Origin of the sequence: Micromonospora matsumotoense (assembly GCF_050951065.1) — a bacterium.
GTDB lineage: Bacteria > Actinomycetota > Actinomycetes > Mycobacteriales > Micromonosporaceae > Micromonospora > Micromonospora matsumotoensis.
The window spans coordinates 5,388,978-5,411,701 of sequence record NZ_CP192025.1; the positions used below are offsets into that span (position 1 = coordinate 5,388,978).

Consider the following 22,724-nt stretch of genomic DNA (forward strand, 5'->3'; position numbering starts at 1 on the left):
TCGGAAAGCCGACAACGCCCCGGCGACTCCCACCTGAGCCGAGGGTCAGGCGTGGGGTAGCTCCGTGATGGAGGAGGCGACCTCGATCGACGCCTCCGCGCCGAACCGCTCGACGTCCACCAGCACGTCGACCGCGAGGCCCGGTCGGACGAGCCAGAACGCCTCGTCCCCGCCGGCCAGCCCGACGCCCTCGCCGCGACTGAACTCGGCCAGCGGCCACTCGGCGGAATCCCGCTCGTGGTATTCGGCCAGGAACTCGCGCACCTGCACAAGGGTGGTCAGCCGTTCCCCCCGCAACACGTGCACCCGCAGGTCGACCCGATGACCGTCCTCCACCGCACGTTCCCAGACCCGGCTGGCGAAAGTGACGTCCTCCCACTCGGAGGCGAAGTCCGACACCAGATCCCCGGCTTCCTCCGGCACCCGCCCCACGTGGAACCCGTCCAACTCGCCACCATCGCGCCCGCCCATCTCCACCGCCATCGCCACCCTGCCTCCAGTCCGCAGCACCGCCACGAGAGGTGATCACTCCATCACAGCGGACCATCCGTGTCACCCAGAAGTTTGTCTAGGCGGCCAGCCGCCTCGTATCGCTGTCCACATGCGACGATCAGGGTATGGCCCTGGTCTCTGCCAATGCCCTCGCCGGGTATCTCCTCGAGGAGGCAATCGCCTTCCTGCTCAGTTCGAACGGATACCGGCTCCTGCAGGACTCGGATGCCGACGAGCAAGCCTTGCGGCAAGCGGGGCACGGCCTGCTCGTTCGCGGCCGAGGTGCTGACCACCAGGCTGACGTGTTGGGTGATCTGCTGATGCCGACGCCGTTCTCGCTACCTGTCCGGCTGTTCGTCGAGGCGAAGAACCGCAGTTCAAAGGTCGGCCTGGCGGAGGTTCGGAACGCCCACGGTGTCATCGACGACGTAAACCAGCACTACTCGACCGAACTGTCGAGGTCCTACCGGCATCCGTTACGCCGGTACCAGTACCGCTACGCGCTGTTCTCCGCCGCTGGTTTCAAGAAGGAGGCGCAGAGCTACGCGCTCGCGCAACAGATCTCGCTCGTCGACCTGTCCGGGCCGGCGTTCGTGCCCCTCGTCACCACGGTGGAACGGGCCGCGAGGCTGATCCTCGCCGAAGCGGTGAGCGCGGACCTCACGACTTTCCCAGTCCGGCAGGTACGGCTGGCACTCCGGAACGCGTTCAGCAGCGCAGGTGCCGAGATGACTGCGGCCGAAGCGCCCCCTCAGGGCACAGGCGACGGCCTGCCCGGGGATGTCCTGGCGTCCTGGGCGGCCCTGGTGACCGCCGAACTCCAGGATTCGGCGACCGGTGAAGGTCTCATCTTGGGCTTCCCCGCAGCGCCGTTCATTCTGGCCATGCACCCCGACAGCATGGAGGAATTCGAGGATTTCATCGCCACACACGGCCCGAACATCGACGTGGACATTCGTTTCGGGCGGGAAGGTGCCCGCGGGGATTGGACCATCACCCCCGTGGCGGATCCTGAGGCTTTCCGATTGTCTTTCGGGCTCCCCGGCGCGCTCGAGGCCTGGTTGTTGTCCGTGCCCGAGCAGGAACGTCGGCGTGCGGCCGAGTCGAGACAGCTCCTGTTGCCGACGATCAGCCTGTTTCTGGAAGACCGACTGATCCGGTTGCGGTACCAACCCGTGCAAGCGCCTGCCGGGCCTTCCCCCGAGGAGGAGCAGGTCGAGGGCGATGCAGGGACGGACGCAGCCGACACCTCGTTCCTGCGCCGCAGCCTCCCGGCACGGCCTCGGCAGCGGGAACGCCCCGAGGCACGGATCGCGACCGGAAGCCGGACTGCGCGGCTGCCACGCGAGGTGCGAGGCTGGTCGGTACGGTCAGCGGAGGAGCTGATGACGGTGCTCGACATATCTTACCCGATGCGGGCCAACCTGATCCGTAGGGCGGCGCTCCAGCATGGTCGGTTGGAGCGGGATGAGGTGTACGACATCGCCGATTTCCCATCGGATCGCACGCTGCGCGGACTGACCCGCCCCACCAACCGCATCACGGCCACTCTCATCGAGCAGGGCCGTCTTCCCGAGGAAGTGGAGTATCCGCTCCAGACGGGTTACGACCACGGCGTCCAAGCGACCCACTTCACCGTGCCACCCGACCTCGTGGCAGCGCTGCGGGCGCTCGGACCGCCACACGGCATCGCTGACAACCACTGACCGGACAACCCAGGGCGGTGGGATGCACCCACCACCCGTGCTTCATCCGGAGCATCCGCTTCGCGGTGAGCCCGGCTCAAGAGTTGTCGGGAGCGCTGAGCCGAAGTACCTCGGATGGTCGGTGGGGTGTACCACCGACCATCCGAGGTCAGTTGCCCAACGCGCGTACCTTCGCGATCGTCTCCTGGACCTGCTGGGTCGCCGGCTGACCGCCCTGGACGGCCCGGGTGAGCGCCTGCTGGTAGCTGTCGATCGCGCCGATCAGCGGGCCGGCGGCGATGCCCTGCAACGCCCCGGCGACCAGCGAGCGCGCCTCGGCGGCGTCCTGCGCCGCCGCTGCCGTCTTGGCCCGCGCCTCGTCGAGCTTCTGCGAGGCCGCTGCCAGCTTCGCGATCATCTCCGCCGCGCTCACACGCACTCCCCGGGTCGACCGACATGCCACGGTCACGCCGCTGCACCGGCAACGACCACCGCGAGCCTACGAGGTGAGCACCCAACGCAGCCACCCCTGCAACGGTGCCGCATCCCGGTCATTCCCGCTCCGTGACGAACACCCCCAAAGCCCGCCGACGCCCTCGACGAGGCCCTGGGCTTGCAGCACGAGGATCACCTGCCGGACAACGCCCGCCGAGACCCCATGCTCAGCACGGAGTTGTGCGGTTGCGGGGAGCTGATCCCCCGGACGCGACCACCCGCACACGCCACCACCTGCTCAGCGCACCAGGCGGAACACCAGCAGCGTCACGCAGTACGCCAGCGGCACCAGCAGGACGCAGATGACGAAGCCGAGCGGGGCGTACCGGGGCGGATCGGTACTGGCCAGGGCCGGCCGCCCCCAACGCCCGAGGATCAGCCAGCCGGCGACGAAGGAGATCAGCGGCAGCCCGGCGCAGGTCAGCGCGCCCAGCGTGACGCCGTCGACCACGCCGATGCCGTTGGCGACCACCAGCACCAGCATGACCAGCGCCCCGATCGCGGCACAGCCGACATAGACGGCGACCGCGCGGGCGGTCGGTGACCAGGTGGGCAGCAGAGCGGGCCGCTGGGCCAACGCCTCAGCCTGCTGACCCAGCCGGTCCGCCTCGTCGACCAGCCGTCCGGCCTCCGCCAACACGACCACCGGATCGACGTCACCTGTTGCCCCGTCGTGGCCCGCTCCCGGACCGGACCCGGCCACCGGACCGGACCCGGCCACCGAGCCCCACCCGGCCATCGAGCCCGAGCCAGGCACCGAGCCCGACCCCGGCACCGAGCCGGGCCCGACAGCCGCGCCAGGACCCGGACCAGCGGCCGGGGCCACGGCCGGACCGGGCCCGGTTCCCGACGCCGGGTCGGTCACCGGGGGCAGGCCGGCGGCGGCCCCGAGCTGGGTGAGGCGCTGCTCCTGGGCGGTCAGCCGCTGACCGAGCTGGGCCACCCCGGCGTGCAGGGTGCGGCGGCGTTCCGCCTCGGCGGCGGCACCGCGCTCCCCCTCCCGGATCCGGGCGGAGAGCTGCCGGACGGCCGCCGCGTACTCGTCGTAGCCGGCCACTCAGCGCTCCTCTTCGGGGTGGTGTCCGGGGCGGACGAACGGCACGATCAGCGCGGTGCGCTGGGCGTGCCGGTCGACCAGCAGGGCCCGGTCCGGGCGCGGGGTCCAGGCCAGGTCGGTCACCCCGAGGTACAGCCCGAGGTCGTCGGCGGGCACGTTCAACGCCACCAGGCAGGCCACGTCGTCGCGGTTCTGGCTGCCGCCGAGGTCGTCGGCGAGCCGGCGCAGGCCCCGCCACCAGCCGAGCAGGTGCACCCCGCGCCCCGGCCCCTCCCGCAGCAGCGCCCGCAGGTCGTCGTGGCCCGAACGGTAGGTGTCGGGATCGGCGGCGGCGAGCGCCGCACCGGCCGCGTCCACCCCGAAGAGCACCAGGTAGGTCCGGCTACGCTCCCCCGGGCCGGCGGCCAGTTCGCCGATGCGCGCCCGCAGCCCGGCCGCGTCGACCTGGGTCACCGGGTGCCCGGCGGCCTTCAGCCCGGCGGCCGTGTCGTCGGCCAGTTCGTCGGCGGCGGCCACCAGCGGGGCCAGCACGAACTCGGCCTCCCCGGGCCGGTGCTGACCGGCCAGGCTCAACGCGGCGGCCCGCAGCACGTGCCCGCCGGTCGCCGAGGTGCCCACCACGGCCAGGTGCCGGCCGGGCGAGGCGTCCAGGTCGCACCGGGCGGTGCTGCCGGCCACGTCGACCGTCCGGCCCACCAGCACGGCCGGGCGGCGGGTGGAGGCAGCGGACGGCGTCGGCTCGTCCTCCAGGTGCGCGGTGGCATAGCCCCGGAAGACCGCGGGCGGGGCGGTGCCGTCGGGGCGGGCGTCCCACAGCTCGTAGCGCAGCCGGGCGAGCTGCCGGGCGTCGGCGTGCGCGTCGGGGAACCGCAGCAGGATGTCCGCGCCGGCTGCCCCGGCGGCGGTGTTGACCACCGCCGTGCCGATCCGCGTCGCGCCGCCGACCACCCCGCGCGGGCCGAGCACCGGCTCACCGCCGGGCAGCGCCACCCGCAGCGCGAACTGCCCGAACAGCGACTCGGCCCGGCCGTACAGGGCCTCCACGCCGCTGGTGCTCTGGCTGGCCAGCACCAGGTGTACGCCGTACGAGCGGCCCTTGCGGGCCAGTTCCTCCAGCAGGTCGACGGCCTCCCGGGCCAGCCGGTCGTTGCCGGCGAACAGCACGTGGAACTCGTCGATCACGGCCACCGTGCGGGGCACCGGTTCGGTGTCCGGCAGGTCGGCGAGCTTGGTCACCCCGTGCCGCTTGAACAGTCCGGCCCGCCGGCCCAGCTCCCGGCGCAGCTCCCGGAGCACGGCCAGGCCGTACTCCCGGTCGGACTCGACGCCGACGGCCCGCGCGTGCGGCAGGAACGACGGATCGCGGTCGGTGGGGACGAACTCGGTGAAGCTCACCCCCTCCTTGAAGTCGAGCAGCCACAGCTGCAACTCGGCCGGGGAGTAGCGGGCCGCCAGGCCGTAGAGCACGTCGAGCAGGAAGACCGTCTTGCCCGCGCCGGTGCGGCCACCGACCAGCCAGTGCGGGGTCGCGTCGTCGAAAGCCAAAGTCACCGGGGTACGACCGGAGCGGCCCACCACGGTCCGCAGGCCGGCGCGGGCGGACTCGGTCCAGCGCCGCTCGGGCAGCAGGTCGGCCAGGTGCAGGGCGGTGTCCCGGCGCACCTGCGCGCCCAGCCGGTCGGCCAACGCCTGGACGGCCGGGGCGGGCGGATCGCCGTCGAGCAGCACCGGCACGGCCAGCCCGGTGCCGTCGTCGCTGAACGGCTGCCCCGGCGGGTCGCCGATGCGGGCGTAGCGTTCGTCGAGGCGTATCTCGGTGGTGCCGCCCAGCGCGGGTGGGGCCTGACCGGGCGTCGTCACCGCGCGCCCGGCGAACAGCACGCACACCCCGGCGGTCGGCCCGGCGTGGGTGAGGGCGGCGAGCCGGGCCAGCTCCCGTGGGCCGGGCGCGGACGCGGCCACCACCAGCAGCAGTTCCGCCTCCCCGCACCGACCTGGCCGCCGCCCGACGCCACGCCGGCCTGGCCCACGCCGCCCGACACCGCGACGCCCGACACCGCGCCGGGCTGGCCCACGCCGTACGACGCCACGCCGGGCTGGCCGGCGGCGGACCGGGCCGGGTCGGCGTGCTGGGCGGCGCGGGCGTGCGCCTCGGCGGCGTCCAGCAGCGCGCCGATCTCCGCCTCGGTGGTGGCGACGCCGCCGAGCACCCCGGCGTCGCGCAGCGGGCGCAGCGGAATGAAGGTGGCGCCCCACGCGGCCGGGTCGATGCCGACCACCCGCACGCTGCCCGGCGCGGCCGTGGTGAGCAGCCGCAGCACCAGCACCCGCAGCAGCACCGCCACCCGGGGATCGCGGGCGTCCCGGTCGACCGCCAGGTGCCGGCCGGCGCCCAACGGCAGCAGCAACGGGAACCGACCGTCCGCGGTGGACGCCTCCCCGATGCGCACCGGCGCCGGGCCGTCCACGGGCGCGACGGTGCGGGTGGCACGGGCCGGGCCGGCACCCGGGGACACGGCGACGTACCCGGGCGGCGGGCCACCGGGTGACGCTCCGACGGGGCCGGTCGGCGGGCCCGACGGACCCGCCCGGTCGCTGCCGCCGGGTGGCGGGGCGGCCAGCGCGTCGGCGAGCCGGGCCAACCGGGCGACCAGGTCGGCGGTACGTTCCGGGACGGGTTCCCCGGCCAGCCGGTCCAGCAGCGCACGGGCCGCCGTCCACCGCTGCCGGGCCTGCCGGTGCGCGGCGACCGCCTGCCCGTACGCCGATGCGAGCCTGCCCACCCACTGCTCCCCACCGACGCGCGGACGAATCGAGGGGAACCCTAGCGCCCCACCGGGTCAGGGCGCACGACCCGCCCACGGGCCGGACCGGCCGGCAGCCGTGGTCACGTCGGGCGGCAGCCCGGGTCCGGCCCGCTGTCGGCGGCACCGCAGTGGAACACCTCGACCGGCTCGGCGGCGACGTCCGGCACCCGGGCCACCCGCAGCAACGCCAACCGCTTGGCGACCGGCTCCCCGGAGTCGGGGGCGTACCGGATCACGCCGGCCACCCCCGGGTAGCCGGCGGCGGCGTTCTGCCGCAGCACCTCGGCGTGCACACCGACCGGGTTGACCGAGCGGGGCTCCCAGCGCCGGCCGGTGTCGGCGTGCCGCAGCCGGGCGGCGAGGCTCTCCACCGCCCGCACCACCATCATCGCCGCGTCGTAGGCGAGGCTGACCCGCTCGCCGACCGGTGCGCCGGCCCCGTCGCGGCAGCGCGGCGGGTCGAGCAGGTCGGCGGCACCGACCCAGGTCAGGAAGCTGCCCCGGGCGTCGTCGCGGCCGGCCTGCGCGGCCCGCAGGGAGGCACAGGTGGCCAGCGACGCCTTCGACACGTACGTCACCGGGAGGTTGCCCGGGGCGCTGGCCCGCAGCCCCGGATTGGCCATGTACCGGTTGACCGAGTCGTCGGCGACGAGGTGCCGGGGCGGGTCTGCGCCGCACTCCTTCAACGCCCGCAGGAACCCGTCGAACTCCGACCAGCGCCCGGCGAACAGCAGCAGCCCCCGGTAGCCGCACTCGGCGGTCAACCGTCGCCCGGTACGCCACTCGTCGAGCCGGGTGAGCCGGGTGCCGAACCGCTCGCGCAGCCCGTCGACCAGGGTGCCGACGTAGAGGTCCTCGGTGAGGGAGCTGTCCTCCCCGGTGCTGTAGTAGGCGTGCGCCTCGGTCACCCGCAGCACCTGCCGGGCGTACGTCTCGATCATCGCGGCCTGCGCCGAGTTGGGCGCGGAGATCTGGAGGTAGAGGCTGGAGTTGTCGTCCATCCGGTCGGCCGACAGGGTGGGCGCGAGCACCGGCAGGCCGACCCGGTTGAGTTCCCGCAACGCCGAGGCGGTGCTGGTCCGGCTCTCCACCAGCCCCACCACCCCGAGCACGGTCGGATCGTCGCGGGCCAGGGCCTCCAGCATCCGCACCGCCGGCCCGGCGTGGCGCATCTGCCGGCCCCCGTTGGCGACCACCACGTGCAGCAGGGCCGCGCCGTCGGCCGCCGCGGACTCCTTGAGCAGGGCGTACTGGGCGGTGGCCAGGCCCTCCAGCTCCTCCCGCTCGGAGACGTACGACTCCTCGTCCGCCCGGGTCCGGTTGCCGGTGAGGGTGCCCAGATAGACCAGGGTGAGATAGGGACGACGCCGGTCGCTGCGCTGCCAGACCTCCTCGGCGGCCCGGTTCTGCGCGAAGATCCGCCGTTGCACCGCCCGCAGCCGGTCCTGGCCGGGTTCGCTGTTGAACACCTGCGCCGCGCCGTCGCTGTAGCCGACGCACTCCCCGGCGATCAACTGGACCCGCACCTGACCGGTCAGCGCCGGGTGGCAGTCCAGCGTCCAGCGGCTGTCCGCCCACGCGCCGGCCCCGACCAGCAGGGCCAGCGCCACCGCCGCCGGCAGGAACCGCCGCGCCCACCACGGCGGGTCTGGCGCGACCAGCGCGGGCGGGGCCAACCCCGGTGGTGGCGTGACGTCGTCGTCGTCCGGGCGCAGCGTCACCAGCCAGGCGGCGGCCCGCCGCAGCCGCCGGGTCTCGGGCAGCGCCTCGGCCCACTCGTCGCAGGCGTCGTCCGCCTCGCGCAGCGGACGGGTGCCGGGCAGCTCCGGTGGTGGTGCGGTGGCGAGCGCCACGACCAGCAGCGGGTCGTTGCGTCCGGTCTCGTTGCGCACATCGTTGAGCAGCCGGGCCAGGGTGTGCCCGACGCCGTCGACGGTCACCCCGTCGAGCAGCAGCACCGGGTAGGCGGTGCGCCGCCAGTCACCGGGCCGCCAGACCCGCCGCCGGTACGCCTGCCGCAGGTCCTCCAGGAACGCGTGCAGCAGCAGCTTGTCCACCTGGGCCGGTTGTTCGCCGTCGCGCCAGCCGGCGGTGAGTCGTTCGGCGAACCCGAGGAAGGTCACCGACTGGCGGGGAGCAAGGTACTGCTGCCGCATGAACCAGCGGTACTGCCCCCCGACGACCGGCACCCGGCCGGAGACGGCGACCCGGAACACCGCGCTGGGCACCGCGCGGCGCAGCAGCCAGAGCAGCACCTGAAGCGCCGTACCGACCACCGATTCCCCGCTGACCTGCGGCTCCTCGACGGAGCGCCGCCCCCGCCAGTCGCGCAGCCGGCGGACCAGGGTGGCCCGGCCGCTGGCGGCGGTGTCGGCCCCCACGTCGAGGCTCTGGTGCATCAGCCAGTCGGCCAGCGGGTAGTGCCGGAACCGCAGCCGGGCCGCCCCGAACGCCTCCAACGACAACTGCCGGTGCAGCTCGCGCAGGACCGCCGGCACGTCCGCGACGTCGGGCCGGGCCGTCAGGTCCAGCACGGCGTGCGGTACCCGACGACCGGCGCCCTGCCCGACGAAACGCCGCAGCAGGGCACCCGGGTCGCCGCCGGTGGCGGCCCGCACCAGCCAGAGCACCGGCAACCGCCGGTCGCCCCGGCGCGGCCGGCGCAGCAACCGGGTCAACAGGGACAGCAGCTCCGCCCCGCCGGTCGGGGGACCGTCCGGGGCGGGCCGGGCCAGCGGTGGCGTCACCGGCTCGCGCATACGGGTACCTCCGCCGCGTCCTGGGAACCAGACCCCCATTGTCGACGACGTGGGCAACTGACGGTGTCCGGTGGATCGCCACCGGTGACCCGGGCCGACCGACCAGGGTCCGGGCGCGTCGGACGTGGGCGTCCCGCCATGGTGGGCGCGCGTGCGTCCTGACGCGCCAGCGATGGCGCCGGACCTGCCCGGCCTGACCGGCGCCGGGCGCGCGGCGGTCGGCGACCCGGGTGCCGGGCCGCCGACCGCCGGTGCCGGTCAGCGCAGCGCGGCGGTGAGCGCCGGCAGGTAGCCGTACCGGTAGCCGTCGGCGTTCGGGTGGTACGCCTCGATGACGCCGCTGACGTCGCGGATCCACGGGGCGGCGGCGCAGACGCCGTGCCCGGTGAAGAACGGCCGGGTGTCGGCGAAGGTGGCCCCGGCCGCGCCGGCCCGCGCGGCGGTGACCGTGGCGAGCGCGTCGGCGGCCTCGTTGAGGATGGTCCGCTTGTAGCTGCTCATCGCCAGCACGCCGCAGGAGCCGGTCTCGAAGAGCCGGGGGTAGCCGAGCACCACCAGTCGGGCGTTCGGGGCCCGGTTGCGGATCGCGGCGTAGGTGGCGTCGAGCCGGCCGGGCAGCGTCGAGGTGGCGAAGCTCTTGGCCTTGTCGACCGCTGCCGTGCAGTTCGCCGTGCTGCCGAACCGGCAACTGGTGATCACTTCGGCGAAGCCGGCGTCGTTGCCGCCGATGGTGATGGTGACCAACGTGGTGCCGGCGCTCAGCGTACCGACCTGCTTGTTGATCACGTCGGAGGTGACCGCACCGCCGCAGGCGGGGAAGGCGAAGCTGCTCACCGCGTTGGCGGCGGCCCAGAGCGGGGCGTACGACTTCTGGCTGCGCAGGCAGGTGGACAGGTCGTACGGGCCGGCGCCGACACCGGAGGAGTACGAGTCGCCGAGCGCCACGTAGTGGACGGTGGCGGCCTGGGCGGCGGTGGGGACGAGCACGACACCGGCGACGGTGGCGAGCAGGGCGGCGAGTGCGGTGACGGCACGGGCCAGGGCACGGCGGGGTAGGGCGCGGTGGGGCATGACGGTCCTCCGGGGGCAGGAAGGGAAGGGCCTCTGGACCGCGCGCGTGGCCAAGGGGGTGAGGCGTTGTTACTAGTCGGTAATGCTAGCGAAACATCGACATAAAGAGAACAGATGATCCCCACCGTCCGGGGCGCACGGTTCCACCGCCGTCGATTAGGTTGTCGGTGCGAACACCCCGATGGAGGGAGTCCACCCCGTGCGACGTGTTTTCACGGCGGCCATCGCCGCCCTGACCGTCACCACCGCCGGCACCCTGGTGACCGGCGCCCCCGGCCAGGCCGACGCCCGACCGGGCAAGAGCCGGTCGGTCGCGGTCTCGGCCGCCCCGAAACCCGGCAGCCCCGGTCTCGGTGACCCCTACTTCCCCGACTACGGCAACGGTGGCTACGACGTCGACCACTACGACGTGCGGCTGCGCTACGAGCCGGCCACCGACCGGCTCAGCGGCACCACCACCATCTTGGCGACGGCCACCCAGGACCTCTCCCGGTTCAACCTGGACTTCCTGCTCGACGTGGAGTCGGTGCGGGTCAACGGGTGGACCGCCCGGTTCGCCCGGGAGGGCGCCCACGAGCTGGCGGTCACCGCGCCGCGCGGCATCACCACCGGCCAGGCGCTGACCATCGTGGTCACCTACGCCGGCGTGCCGTCGGAGACCCTGGTGGACGGCTACTCCGGCTGGACCCGCACCAGCGACGGCGCGCTCGCCGTCAACGAGCCCGAGTCGGCCTGGTGGTGGTTCCCCTCCAACGACCACCCGCTCGACAAGGCCACCTGGGACGTCTCGGTGTCCGTGCCCGACGGCGTCGAGGTGATCAGCAACGGCGTCCAGCCCCGGCCCCCGCTGGCCGAGGCCGGCAACCGGATGCGGTGGGGCTGGCGCAGCACCAAGCCCGGCGCCACCTACCTCGCGTTCCTGGCGATCGGCCAGTACGACATCGTCACCGACACCGCACCGAACGGCCAGCCGGTGATCAACGCCTACAGCACCACGCTGGGCGATCGGGGTCCCGCCGCCCGGGCCAGCATCGAACGCACCGCCGAGATCGTGGACTGGGAGAGCGGCATCTTCGGGCCGTACCCGTTCGAGGCGCAGGGGGGCGTGGCCGCGCCGATCGACAGCCTGAGCTTCGCCCTGGAGACGCAGACCCGCCCGGTGTACGGGCCCGGCTTCTGGCGACGCGGCAGCAACCCGTACGTGGTGGTGCACGAGAACGCCCACCAGTGGTTCGGTGACTCGGTCTCGGTGGCGAACTGGAGCAACATCTGGTTGAACGAGGGCTTCGCCTCGTACGCCGAGTGGCTCTGGTCGGAGGCGCAGGGTGAGGGCACCGCGCAGGAACTGTTCGACTTCACCTACGCCGACTACCCCGCGGACGACGAGTTCTGGCAGGTCCTGCCGGGCAACCCGGGTGCCAGCGCGGTCTTCGACGGCGCGGTCTACGACCGGGGCGCGATGGCCCTGCACCAGCTCCGGCTGACCGTCGGCGACGACGCGTTCTTCCGGATCCTGCCCGCCTGGACCGCCGAGCACCGGTACGGCAACGGCACCATCGCCCAGTTCCAGGCCCTCGCCGAGCGGATCTCCGGCGTCGACCTGGACCCGGTCTTCACGACCTGGCTGTTCACCCCCGGCCGCCCCACCCCGGCCGCTGCCACCCGCACCACGACCGCTCCGGCACAGCCGAAGTCGTGGTCCCAGATCCGGGCGGCGCACCAACTGCTGGCGCGCTGACCGACCCCGGTTCCGGGCTGCCTGCCCCCGGCACCGGGCAGGCAGCCCGAACCGGCCCCGTCCCCACGCATCTCCCGAGCACCCCCACCGCCCCGATAGCCCCCACCGCCCAGCTGTCCCAGCGGCCCGGCGGCCCCAGCGGTCCCGACGGCACAGCGGCCCCGGCCTTGGGCGGCCTAGGTGGGCCAACTGCCCCGGCTATCCCGGCTATCCCGGCTGTCCCGGCGGCCCCGGCTGTCCCGGCTGTCCCGGCTGTCCTGCCACCCCAGCGGTACCAGGGCCCCGGCGGTTCCGACGGGCTCGACGGGCTCGACACTCACCGCTCGCAGGCTCCGACGCTGGCACCATCCCGCTGGTCCCCACCCCGACCCCGGTGTTGGCCCCTGCTCCGACTCGGCGTGAGACCAGCTTCGGGGCCAGCTTCGACCCGGCCGGAACAGCAACCCCCGGAGAGCACTATGCCCAGCAGGCATATTCATGCCTGCTGGGCATAGCTTCCTCTGCGAGACAGTGCCCCCCCGCCCGGGGGCCGACCCGCAACGGCCCTGGCGCACAGCACGAAACCCGGGACAGGTACAGCACGGGAACCGTGACAGGTCATGCCGCGAAACCAGCTGCCAACTGGCGGAGTGGACCGGGCGACCCCAGCCGTCAGCCGACCTGCGGACCAGGTCGACTGACGGCCACCAATCGCTCTGCTCCGTCGGGGTGGGCCAGCCGGTCGAGCACACCGAGCGGAACAGCGAACGGAGCGAGACCGCGAACCGAACGCGACAGCGAACCGAGCGGAACAGCGAACCGAGCGGAACAGCGGGTTAGGGGGTCAGCGGGCGGCGAGGGGTTGGCGGGCCGGGTCGACCGGAGCGGGCAGGGAACCGATCCCGCCCAGGTAGGAGTGGATCGCGGCGGCGGCAGCCCGTCCCTCGGCGATCGCCCAGACGATCAGCGACGCTCCACGGTGCATGTCCCCGGCGACGAAGACGCCGTCAGCGTCGGTCTGCCAGTCGGGGCGGGCGTCGACCGCGCCCCGGGCGTTGCGGGTCACCCCGAACTGGGCCAGCAGCGGCTGCTCCTCGGTGCCCTCGAAGCCGATGGCCAGCAGCACCAGGTCGGCCGGCAGCTCGCGCTCGGAGCCGGGCAGCGCGGTGACCACCCGTCGCCCGTCGCGCCGTTCCACCGTCACCTCGGCGATCCGGACGCCCTTGACCTGGCCGGTGCCGTCGTCCACGAACTCTTGCACGGCCACCGCGAAGACCCGGTCGCCGCCCTCCTCGTGCGCCGGATAGTTGCGCAGCACCCACGGCCAGGTCGGCCACGGGTCCCGTTCGGCGTCCCGGCCGTGCGGCGGCTCCGGGTAGAGGTCGAGCTGGTGGACGCCGGCCGCGCCCTGCCGGTGGGCCACGCCCAGGCAGTCGGCGGCGGTGTCGCCACCGCCGATGATCACCACGTGCCTGCCGGCCGCGTCGATCGGCATGCCGTCGGGCAGCACCGCCGGCGCGGGTCGACCGTCCCCGGCCGCCGCGACCACCCGGTTGGCGGCGACCAGGTGGGTCATCGCCTGGTGGACGCCGCGCAGCGGCCGACCGGGCGTCTCCGGGGTGTCCCGGCCCTGGAGCGCGCCGCAGGCCAGCAGCACCGCGTCGTGCCGGCCCCGCAACTCCTCGGCGCTCACGTCGACGCCGATGTTCACGCCGGTACGGAACTGCACACCCTCGGCGGCCAGCTGGGCCACCCGCCGGTCGATGTGCTGCTTCTCCAGCTTGAAGTCGGGGATGCCGTACCGGAGCAGGCCACCGATCGCGTCGTCCCGCTCGTACACGGTGACGGCGTGACCGGCGCGGGCTAGCTGCTGGGCGGCGGCGAGCCCGGCGGGCCCGGAACCGACCACGGCGACCGACCGGCCGGTCGACGCCGGCACCGGGTGGGGGTTCAGCCCGCCCCGGGCCACCGCCGCATCGGCGATCTCCACCTCGACCTGCTTGATGGTGACCGGCTGCTGGCCACCCAGGCCGAGGACGCAGGCCGCCTCGCAGGGCGCCGGGCAGAGCCGGCCGGTGAACTCGGGGAAGTTGTTGGTGGCGTGCAGCGACTCGACCGCAGCGTCCCAGTTGCCGGTGCGGACCAGGTCGTTCCAGTCCGGGATGCGGTTGCCCAGCGGGCAACCGTCGTGGCAGAACGGGATGCCGCAGTCCATGCAGCGGGTGGCCTGTTCCCGGATCAGCTCGGCACCGGCGGGCGGGTAGACCTCGCGCCAGTCGGTGATCCGCACCGCCACCGGGCGACGCGCCGGCAGCTGCCGCTCGTAACGCAGGAAACCGTTCGGGTCAGGCACGAGCCACCTCCTGGGCGACCGCCCGCGGGACGGGCGGCACCGACGCGGTCAGCGCTGACATGACCGCGTCGTCGACGTCGCGGCCGGCGGCTTCGGCGGCCTTCATGATCTCCATTACCCGGCGGTAGTCCCGGGGGACCACGGCCGTGAACTCCTCCACCGCCTCCGCCCAGTTCTTCAGCAGCTCCGCGCCGACCGCCGAGTCGGTCTCCGCGACGTGCCGCTGCACCAGGTCGTGCAGCAGCTCACGCTCGGCGTCGCGCAGCGGGGCCAGGTCGACCAGTTCCGCGTTGACCCGGCCGGTGTCCAGTTTGTGCACGTACGCCGTACCGCCGGACATGCCGGCGGCGAAGTTGCGGCCGGTCGCACCGAGCACCACCACCGTGCCACCGGTCATGTACTCGCAGCCGTGGTCGCCGACGCCCTCGACGACGGCCACCGCGCCGGAGTTGCGGACCGCGAAGCGCTCACCCACCCGGCCGCGCAGGAACAGCTCGCCGCCGGTGGCCCCGTACAGGATGGTGTTGCCGGCGATGATCTGGTCCTCGGCGCGCTGCCCGGCGGCGGCCTCGGGGTCGACGAACGGCGCGGCGGCGTCCGGGCGGATCACGATCCGGCCGCCGGAGAGCCCCTTGCCGACATAGTCGTTGGCGTCGCCGTGCAGCCGCAGGGTCACCCCGCGCGGCAGGAACGCGCCGAAGGACTGCCCGGCGGTGCCCCGCAGCACGAACTCCACGGTGTCGTCCGGCAGGCCGGCACCACCGTGGCGGCGGGTCACCTCGCCACCGAGCATCGCGCCGACGCTGCGGTGCTCGTTGCGCACCGCCACCTCCACCCGCACCGGGCTGCCGTCGCGCAGCGCCGGTTGGGCCAGCGCGATCAGCTCGTTGTCCAGGGCCAGCTCCAGGCCATGGTCCTGGGCCCGGATGCCGCGCCGGGCGGCGCCCTCGGGCAGCTGCGGGGTGTGCAGCACCCGGGCCAGGTCGAGCCCGTGACCCTTCCAGTGGTCGATCGCCGGTACGACGTCGAGCACCTCGGTCTGCCCGATCGCCTCTTCGATGCTGCGGAAGCCCAGCTCGGCCAGGTAGCTGCGGACCTCCTCGGCGAGAAAGAGGAAGAAGTTCTCCACGAACTCCGGCCGGCCGGTGAAGCGTTCCCGCAGCACCGGGTTCTGGGTGGCGATGCCGACCGGGCAGGTGTCCAGGTGGCAGACCCGCATCATCACGCAGCCCTCGACGATCAGCGGGGCGGTGGCGAAGCCGAACTCCTCCGCGCCGAGCAGCATCGCCACCACCACGTCCCGACCGGTCTTGAGCTGGCCGTCGACCTGCACGGTGACCCGGTCGCGCAGCTTGTTGAGCAGCAGCGTCTGCTGCGCCTCGGCCAGGCCCAGCTCCCAGGGGGTGCCGGCGTGCTTGAGCGAGTTGAGCGGGGACGCGCCGGTGCCGCCGTCGTGCCCGGAGATCAGGATGACGTCGGCCTTGAGCTTGGCGACCCCGGCCGCGACCGTGCCCACGCCGACCTCGCTGACCAGCTTGACGTGCACCCGGGCGGCCGGGTTGACGCACTTGAGGTCGTGCACCAGCTGGGCGAGGTCCTCGATGGAGTAGATGTCGTGGTGCGGCGGCGGGGAGATCAGGCCGACGCCGGGGGTGGCATGCCGGGTCCGGGCGATCCACGGCCAGACCTTGTTGCCGGGCAGCTGCCCGCCCTCGCCGGGCTTTGCGCCCTGCGCCATCTTGATCTGGAGGTCGTCGGCGTTGACCAGGTATTCGCTGGTCACCCCGAAGCGCCCGCTGGCGATCTGCTTGACCGCCGAGCGGCGGGCCGGGTCGTGCAGCCGGTCGACGTCCTCGCCGCCCTCGCCGGTGTTGGACTTGCCGCCGAGCCGGTTCATCGCGATGGCGAGCGTCTCGTGCGCCTCGGCCGAGATCGACCCGTACGACATGGCCCCGGTGGCGAACCGCTTGACGATCTCGGTGGCCGGCTCGACCTCCTCGATCGGCACCGCCGGGCGCAGCCCGGTACGCAGAGTGAACAGCCCCCGCAGGGATCCGGCCCGGGCGGCCAGCTCGTCGACCTTGGCGGTGTACTGGCGGAACACGTCGTACTGCCGGCTGCGGGTGGCGTGCTGGAGCAGGAAGACCGTCTCCGGGTTGAACAGGTGCAGCTCGCCCTCGCGCCGCCACTGGTACTCGCCGCCCACCTCCAACCGGTCGGAGCCGACGGTGCCGGGGGTCGGCCAGGCCTGCCCGTGCCGGGCGGCGACCTCGGCGTGGATCCCGGCCAGCCCGATCCCGCCGATGGTGCTGGGAGTGCCCCGGAAATAGCGGTCGACCAGCCGGGTGTCCAGGCCGACGGCCTCGAAGACCTGCGCGCCGCAGTACGACGACACCGTCGAGATGCCCATCTTGGACATGATCTTCAGGACGCCCTTGCCGAGCGCCTTGACATAGTTGCGGACCGCCTTCGCCGGCTCCACCCCGGCCAGGGCCCCGGTGGCGATCATGTCCTCCACCGACTCGAAGGCCAGGTAGGGGTTGACCGCCGCCGCGCCGTACCCGATGAGCACCGCCGCGTGGTGCACCTCGCGGCAGTCGCCGGACTCCACGATCAGCGCCACCTGGGTCCGGGTCTGCTCCCGCACCAGGTGCTGGTGCACCGCCGCGGTGAGCAGCAGCGACGGGATCGGCGCCAGGTCGGCGTTGGAGTCCCGGTCGGACAGCACCAGGATGCGGACGCCGTCCTCGATCGCCTCGGACACGTGCCGGCAGATCTCGGTCAGCCGGGCCTTGATGCCGGCCCCGCCGTCGCGGATGCGGTAGAGCCCGGAGACCCGGACCGCCTTGAAGCCGGGCAGGTCACCGTCCTCGTCGACGTCGAGCAGCTTCGCCAGCTCGTCGTTGTCGATCACCGGGTAGGGCAGCACGATCTGCCGGCAGCTCGCCGCGCCCGGGTCCAGCAGGTTGCCCTCCGGGCCGATGGTCGACGCCAGGCTGGTCACCAGCTCCTCCCGGATGGCGTCCAACGGCGGGTTGGTGACCTGCGCGAAGAGCTGGTGGAAGTAGTCGTAGAGCAGCCGGGGCTGGGTCGACAGCGGCGCGATCGGGGTGTCGGTGCCCATCGAGCCGAGCGGCTCCGCCCCGGTGCGGGCCATCGGGGCGAGCAGGATCTTCAGCTCCTCCTCGGTGTAGCCGAAGGTCTGCTGCCGCCGGCGCACCGAGTCGTGGGTGTAGACCACGTGCTCGCGGGGCGGGAGGTCGTCCAGCTCGATCAGGCCGGCGTGCAGCCACTCGTCGTACGGCTGGGCGGCGGCCAGCTCGGTCTTGATCTCGTCGTCCGAGACGATCCGGCCGTTGACCGTGTCGACCAGGAACATCCGGCCCGGCTGGAGGCGGCCCTTGGCGACCACCGTGGCCGGGTCGAGGTCGAGCACGCCCGCCTCGCTGCCCAGCACCACCAGCCCGTCGGCGGTACGCCACCAGCGTCCCGGCCGCAGGCCGTTGCGGTCCAGCACCGCGCCGACCACCTCACCGTCGGTGAAGGCGACCGACGCCGGGCCGTCCCACGGCTCCATCAGGCTGGCGTGGAAGCGGTAGAACGCGCGCTTGTCCGGGCTCATCGCCGGGTCGTTCTCCCACGCCTCCGGGATCATCATCAGCACCGCGTGCGGCAGGCTCCGACCGGCCAGGTGCAGCAGCTCCAGCACCTCGTCGAAGTTGGCCGAGTCGGAGGCGGCCGGGGTGCAGACCGGGAAGACCCGCCGGATGTTGCCCGCCAGCTGCGGGCTACGCAGCAGCGCCTCGCGGGCCTGCATCCAGTTCCGGTTGCCCCGGATCGTGTTGATCTCGCCGTTGTGCGCGATGAACCGGTACGGGTGGGCCAGCGGCCAGGACGGGAAGGTGTTGGTGGAGAACCGGGAGTGCACCAGCGCGATCGCGCTGTCGACCCGCGCGTCGGTCAGCTCCGGGAAGAACTCCGGCAACTGGTCGGGGGTGAGCATCCCCTTCCAGGTCATCGTCCGCGCCGACAGCGACGGGAAGTATGCGGTCACCCCCCGCTCGGCGGTCTCCCGTTCGGCCTGCTTACGGACGCAGAACGCCACCCGGTCCAGGTCGATGCCGGCCAGTGGGGAGCCGGCCGGGCCCGCCGGGGTGTCGGTGAGCCGGTGCGCGGCCAGGAAGAGCTGCCGGATCCGGGGCATCGCCGCCAGCGCCGTCTCGCCCAGCCCGCTCGGGTCGGTCGGCACCTCGCGCCAGCCGAGCACCTCGGCCCCCTCGACCAGGGCGTACTTCTCCACCACCTGACGGGCGCGGGCCTCGCCGCCGTCGTCGTCGGGGAGGAAGACCAGGCCGGTGGCGTACTGGCCGGCCGGGGGCAGCGGGAAGTCCACCACCGCGCGCAGGAACGCGTCCGGAACCTGGATCATGATGCCCGCGCCGTCGCCGGTGTTCTGCTCGGCGCCCCGGGCACCGCGATGGTCGAGCCGGCAGAGCGCACCGAGGCCGTTCGCCACCACCGCGTGGGAGCGCCGCCCGTAGAGGTCGGCCACGAAGGCCACCCCGCACGCGTCGTGCTCGTGCGCCGGGTCGTACAGACCGGCCGCGGAAGGGACCGGCTGCGGGCTGTGCGGGTACGGAAGGGCCACCGGGTCTCCTGTCGTCACTCAGGTTGTTTCATGGTCGGGACGACGTCGGCCCAGGGCGGTCTGTTGAGTCTACGTTAGGGCGGCCCGGGCAGGGCCAGTGCAGATTGATCACACCTTCCAGACTCTGGGACGTGTAGTCTCGCGCGGTGGATCCTGCACACCGCGACCTGTTCGACCGGTTGGAACGCTTCTATGACGCGGTGCCCCGGGACGCCGCCCGCGCCGAGGAACACGGCGCACTGGTGCTGTTCGCCCGGGACGGGGCCGGTTGGCCGTTCTATGCCCGACCCCGCCTCGACGCCACCGCGACACCCTCGCTGGCCGACGTGCACACGGTCCGCGAACGGCAACGCGAGCTGGGCCTGCCGGAGGCGTTCGAGTGGGTGCACGAGACCACCCCGGACCTGCTCGCCACCGCCCGGGCCGCCGGCCTGAGCGTGCTGGAGGCCCCGCTGATGGTGCTCGACCCGGGTGCCACCCCGGCCGACCCGGCGACGCTCACCGACGTACCGGTGCGGGTGCTGGACCCGGATGCGCCCGGCTTCGCGCTCGACGTGGCGGCCCGGCGCGCGGTCGCCGCGGTCGGTTTCTCCGCCGCCGGCACCGCCCGGGGTGACGCCGGCCCGGCCGAGCGGGACGCCGCGATGACCGAACTGGACGTCGCCGCGCTGGACGAGGAACGGGCCCGGATCGCCGACGGCCGGCGAATCTCGGCGATCGCCTGGACGCCGGACGACGGCGCCCTGGCCAGCGGGATGGCGATGCGGGTCGACGACATCGCCGAGATCGCCGGGGTGGCCACCCTGCCCGCCGCCCGCCACCGGGGGCTCGCCGCGGCGGTCACCGCCACCCTGGCCCGCACCCTGCGCGACGCCGGCACCGACCTGGTCTTCCTCTCCGCCGGCAGCGAGGACGTCGCCCGGATCTACCTCCGCGTCGGCTTCCGCCGCATCGGCACCGCCTGCATAGCCGAACCCACCGCCCTCATCTGACCTCCCCACCCTCCCCCGCCCCAGCTCGCCCCGCCCCGCCCCGGCTCGCCCCGGCCCGGCCCGGCCCGGTGATCAAGAAGTTTGCGTCAGGAAATGCGCCGCGAATGACGTAAACCTCTTGATCACCGACCAGGGACGGGCGGGGGCGGGGGCGCGCGGCGGGGAGGGGGTGGGGGTGGGTCAGGGGGTGGGTGGGGGGCGCCAGGCGGCGGCTGCGGCGGCGGCGCCGGAGAGCAGGCGGGGGCTGATCGTGCCGAGGGCCGCGTCACGCGCGCGCAAGGCCAGCCGGCCCCGGGTCTGGAGCACCGCTGACATCCGGCGGGTCTGCCGGACCACGGTGGCCGCCCGGGGACGGCGCAACCGGTCGTACGCCAGCACGGCGTCGGGCAGCCGGGACTCCCGCAGCAGCGACGACAGGGTGGCCGCGTCCTCGAAGGCCAGGCAGGCGCCCTGCCCGAGGTGCGGCGGCATGGCGTGGGCGGCGTCGCCGAGCAGCACCACCCCGCCCGGCCCGGCAGGAAAGCCGTACGCCCGGGGTAGCGGGCGCAGCTCACGGATCTCCTGCTGGACCAGGTCGGCGGGCTCGGTGGCCGCCAGGAGGTCGCCGATCGGCGCGGGCCAGCCCGCGTACCAGCGTTTGAGCAGGGCGAGCTGGGTCTGCGGGGGCTCCGGGCGGGGCGCACCGGCGGCGGTGGCCACCCAGTAGATGCCACCCCGACGGGACGCGCCGGAGGACCCCCGCTCGCCGAGCGAGGCGGCCACGAAGCGGTAGCCGGCACCCAGCACCTCGCCACCGACCGGCTGGTCGGCCGGCAGCGGCGCGCGGTACCAGGGGATCACCGCCCGCCAGGCGGCGCAGCCGGAGCTGACCACGGCGGCCTCGGGAGCGAGCTGACGGCGCAGCACGCTGTCCGTGCCGTCGGCGGCGACCACCAGGTCCACCTCGAGGAACTGTCCGTTCAGCCCGACTCCCGGCCGCTCGTCGGCGTTCGCCCGGACGCTGTCCACCGCGACCCCGGTCCGCAGCTCGACCCGGTCGCCGAGGCCGGCGATCAGGGCGTCGTGCAGATCCTCCCGGTGCACGACCACCGGCATCCGGTCGGCCGGGGTGGGCCGGGGCTGCGCCAGCCAGTGACCGTCGGGGCGGCGGATGCCGCCGTCGGGCAGCGGGGTGGCGATGGCGTCCAGGCCGGCGCCGAGGCCGAGCACCCGCAGGGCGCGTACCCCGTTGGGCCACAGCACCACGGCGGTGGGCTCCGGGCGGACCCGGTCGGCCCGTTCCAGCAGGGTGACCTGCCAGCCGGAGCGAGCCAGCGCCCCGGCCACCGACAGCCCGCCGAGCCCGGCGCCGACCACCACCGCGCTGCGCACGCCGCGCCCGCTCAGCTGTCCCGGTCGGCGGGCCGGCCACCCGCGCCGCCGGCCCGGTCGGCCCCGCCGGCGCGTCGGTGCCGTCGCCCGCGTCGGGCCCGTCACCGCTTCCGGCGGGTCGGTCACCGCCGGCCGTCGCGTCCGCACCGCCGCTGAGCCGGTCGGGCTCCGACGACCGGTCGTCGTGGCCCGAGGGCTGGTCGTCGGTCACCGGCACGTCGTCGTCGGCGGGTCCGGCGGGCCGCACCCCGGTCTCCTGGTACGTGGTGAACTGTTCCTCGTCGACCACCTGGTAGCCCACCGGCGCGACCGGCGCGGATCCCTTACCGGTACGGGACAGGTCGACCTGGGAGACGTCGCCGCCGGTCACCGGGGCCGGCGTGGGGGCGTCGATCGGGATCAGGTAGTCACGGGGGCCTCGCACCCGCAGGAAGTAGATCAGCGCGCCGACGAAGACCAGGCCGGCGGTCCACACGTTGAGCCGGACACCGAGGATCCGGTTCGCCTCGTCGCTGCGCATCAGCTCGATCCAGAACCGGCCGGCGGTGTAGCCCATCACATACAGCGCGAAGGCCCGGCCACGACCCAGCTTGAACCGGCGGTCCAGGGCGAACACCAGGCCGGCGACGCCGAGGTTCCACAGCGCCTCGTAGGCGAACGTCGGGTGGTAGAGGCCGGGTTCCAGGATGGGCTGGTTGGCGTCGTCGCGCAGCGCGTGCCCGGGATTGTCCGGGTCCATCCGGTGGATCTCCAGGCCCCACGGCAGGCTGGTCCGCCCGCCGTACAGCTCGTTGTTGAACCAGTTGCCGAGCCGGCCCACCGCCTGGGCCAGCGGCAGGCCCGGGGCCAGGGCGTCGGCCACCACCGAGAGCGGGATGCCGAGCTGCCGGGCGGCGATCCAGGCGCCGACCGCGCCACCGGCGACGGCCCCCCAGATGCCGAGACCGCCTTCCCAGATGGCGAAGGCCTTCCAGGGGTCGCCACCGGTGCCGAAGTACTTCTCGGGTGAGGTGATGACGTGGTAGATCCGGGCGCCGATGATGCCGGTCGGGACCGCCCAGACCGCGATGTCGAGCACCGCGCCGGGGGCGACGCCGCGCTGGCGCAGCCGATGCTCGGTCACCAGACAGGCAACCACGATGCCGGCGACGATGCAGAGGGCGTACGCCCGGAGCGGGACCGGCCCGAGCTGCCAGACGGCGGTCGTCGGGCTGGGCAGCGCCGCCAAGGGCGTCATCGAGACGTGGGTCACGGGTGCACAGGCTACCGCTGCGGAC

Annotated in this window: 13 protein-coding genes and 2 pseudogenes; 3 read left to right on the plus strand and 12 right to left on the minus strand. The window is 73.8% G+C overall.

All coding sequences use genetic code 11. From position 1 onward, the window contains the following. Nucleotides 1-45: 45 nt before the first annotated feature. Nucleotides 46-483 carry a hypothetical protein gene (locus ACQP1S_RS22685; RefSeq protein ID WP_432908223.1) on the minus strand — a complete coding sequence of 146 codons (438 nt, stop codon included), beginning with the start codon at nt 481-483 and terminating at the stop codon, nt 46-48. Between the two features lie 134 nt (nt 484-617). On the opposite strand from ACQP1S_RS22685, the gene ACQP1S_RS22690 reads away from it, so the two are divergent. Continuing rightward, nucleotides 618-2,198: a hypothetical protein gene (locus ACQP1S_RS22690; RefSeq protein ID WP_432898899.1), complete on the plus strand. Its 1,581-nt coding sequence runs from the start codon at nt 618-620 to the stop codon at nt 2,196-2,198. 148 nt (nt 2,199-2,346) lie between these two features. Here the strand turns inward: ACQP1S_RS22690 and ACQP1S_RS22695 are convergent, their stop codons facing one another. The 7 genes and pseudogenes from ACQP1S_RS22695 to ACQP1S_RS22725 all read right to left on the minus strand — a co-directional run bounded on the left by ACQP1S_RS22695 (nt 2,347) and on the right by ACQP1S_RS22725 (nt 10,366). Continuing rightward, nucleotides 2,347-2,610 carry a DUF6244 family protein gene (locus ACQP1S_RS22695; protein WP_432898902.1) on the minus strand — a complete coding sequence of 88 codons (264 nt, stop codon included), beginning with the start codon at nt 2,608-2,610 and terminating at the stop codon, nt 2,347-2,349. Nucleotides 2,611-2,728: 118 nt separating this feature from the next. Next, nucleotides 2,729-2,880, minus strand: a pseudogene (locus tag ACQP1S_RS22700) (GntR family transcriptional regulator); the annotation flags it as partial. Between the two features lie 30 nt (nt 2,881-2,910). After that, the gene (locus ACQP1S_RS22705; RefSeq protein WP_432898905.1) at nt 2,911-3,729 is read right to left on the minus strand and encodes a hypothetical protein; all 819 of its coding nucleotides are present in this window, start codon (nt 3,727-3,729) and stop codon (nt 2,911-2,913) included. Continuing rightward, on the minus strand, nt 3,730-5,691 hold the full coding sequence (locus ACQP1S_RS22710) for an FtsK/SpoIIIE domain-containing protein (protein WP_432898908.1): 1,962 nt from the start codon (nt 5,689-5,691) through the stop codon (nt 3,730-3,732). After that, nucleotides 5,586-6,512 (minus strand): hypothetical protein, encoded by a 927-nt coding sequence (locus ACQP1S_RS22715; protein WP_432898911.1) that lies wholly within the window; start codon nt 6,510-6,512, stop codon nt 5,586-5,588. The genes ACQP1S_RS22710 and ACQP1S_RS22715 overlap by 106 nt, the downstream gene beginning before the upstream one ends. 104 nt (nt 6,513-6,616) lie before the next feature. Beyond that, nucleotides 6,617-9,295, minus strand: coding sequence for a hypothetical protein (locus ACQP1S_RS22720; RefSeq protein ID WP_432898914.1), 2,679 nt, complete (start codon nt 9,293-9,295; stop codon nt 6,617-6,619). A 258-nt stretch (nt 9,296-9,553) separates the two neighbouring features. Continuing rightward, nucleotides 9,554-10,366, minus strand: coding sequence for an SGNH/GDSL hydrolase family protein (locus ACQP1S_RS22725; protein WP_432898917.1), 813 nt, complete (start codon nt 10,364-10,366; stop codon nt 9,554-9,556). A 199-nt stretch (nt 10,367-10,565) separates the two neighbouring features. On the opposite strand from ACQP1S_RS22725, the gene ACQP1S_RS22730 reads away from it, so the two are divergent. Beyond that, complete coding sequence (locus tag ACQP1S_RS22730) at nt 10,566-12,104, plus strand: M1 family metallopeptidase (RefSeq protein WP_432898920.1); 1,539 nt, start codon at nt 10,566-10,568, stop codon at nt 12,102-12,104. 823 nt (nt 12,105-12,927) lie between these two features. Here ACQP1S_RS22730 and ACQP1S_RS22735 read toward each other — a convergent pair. Next, entirely contained in the window at nt 12,928-14,436 is a 1,509-nt protein-coding gene (locus ACQP1S_RS22735; RefSeq protein ID WP_432898923.1) for a glutamate synthase subunit beta, read from the minus strand. Next, nucleotides 14,429-19,084, minus strand: coding sequence for a glutamate synthase large subunit (gene gltB, locus ACQP1S_RS22740; protein ID WP_432898926.1), 4,656 nt, complete (start codon nt 19,082-19,084; stop codon nt 14,429-14,431). The genes ACQP1S_RS22735 and gltB overlap by 8 nt, the downstream gene beginning before the upstream one ends. A 146-nt stretch (nt 19,085-19,230) precedes the next feature. Here gltB and ACQP1S_RS22745 point away from each other — a divergent pair, with 146 nt between their 5' ends. Beyond that, entirely contained in the window at nt 19,231-20,076 is an 846-nt protein-coding gene (locus ACQP1S_RS22745; protein ID WP_432898928.1) for a GNAT family N-acetyltransferase, read from the plus strand. 180 nt (nt 20,077-20,256) lie between these two features. On the opposite strand, the gene ACQP1S_RS22750 is transcribed toward ACQP1S_RS22745, so the two are convergent. Further along, nucleotides 20,257-21,447, minus strand: a complete 1,191-nt coding sequence (locus tag ACQP1S_RS22750; RefSeq protein WP_432898931.1) for an FAD-dependent oxidoreductase — start codon at nt 21,445-21,447, stop codon at nt 20,257-20,259. Nucleotides 21,448-21,458: 11 nt separating this feature from the next. Continuing rightward, a pseudogene (gene lgt, locus ACQP1S_RS22755) lies at nt 21,459-22,699 on the minus strand (prolipoprotein diacylglyceryl transferase). Between the last annotated feature and the right edge of the window lie 25 nt (nt 22,700-22,724).

Bases quoted from the DNA above. Each gene is read 5' to 3' on its own strand.
- ACQP1S_RS22685 (WP_432908223.1), bottom strand. From the start codon at position 483: ATGGCGGTGGAGATGGGCGGGCGCGATGGTGGCGAGTTGGACGGGTTC.
- ACQP1S_RS22690 (WP_432898899.1), top strand. From the start codon at position 618: ATGGCCCTGGTCTCTGCCAATGCCCTCGCCGGGTATCTCCTCGAGGAG.
- ACQP1S_RS22720 (WP_432898914.1), bottom strand. From the start codon at position 9,295: ATGCGCGAGCCGGTGACGCCACCGCTGGCCCGGCCCGCCCCGGACGGT.
- ACQP1S_RS22725 (WP_432898917.1), bottom strand. From the start codon at position 10,366: ATGCCCCACCGCGCCCTACCCCGCCGTGCCCTGGCCCGTGCCGTCACC.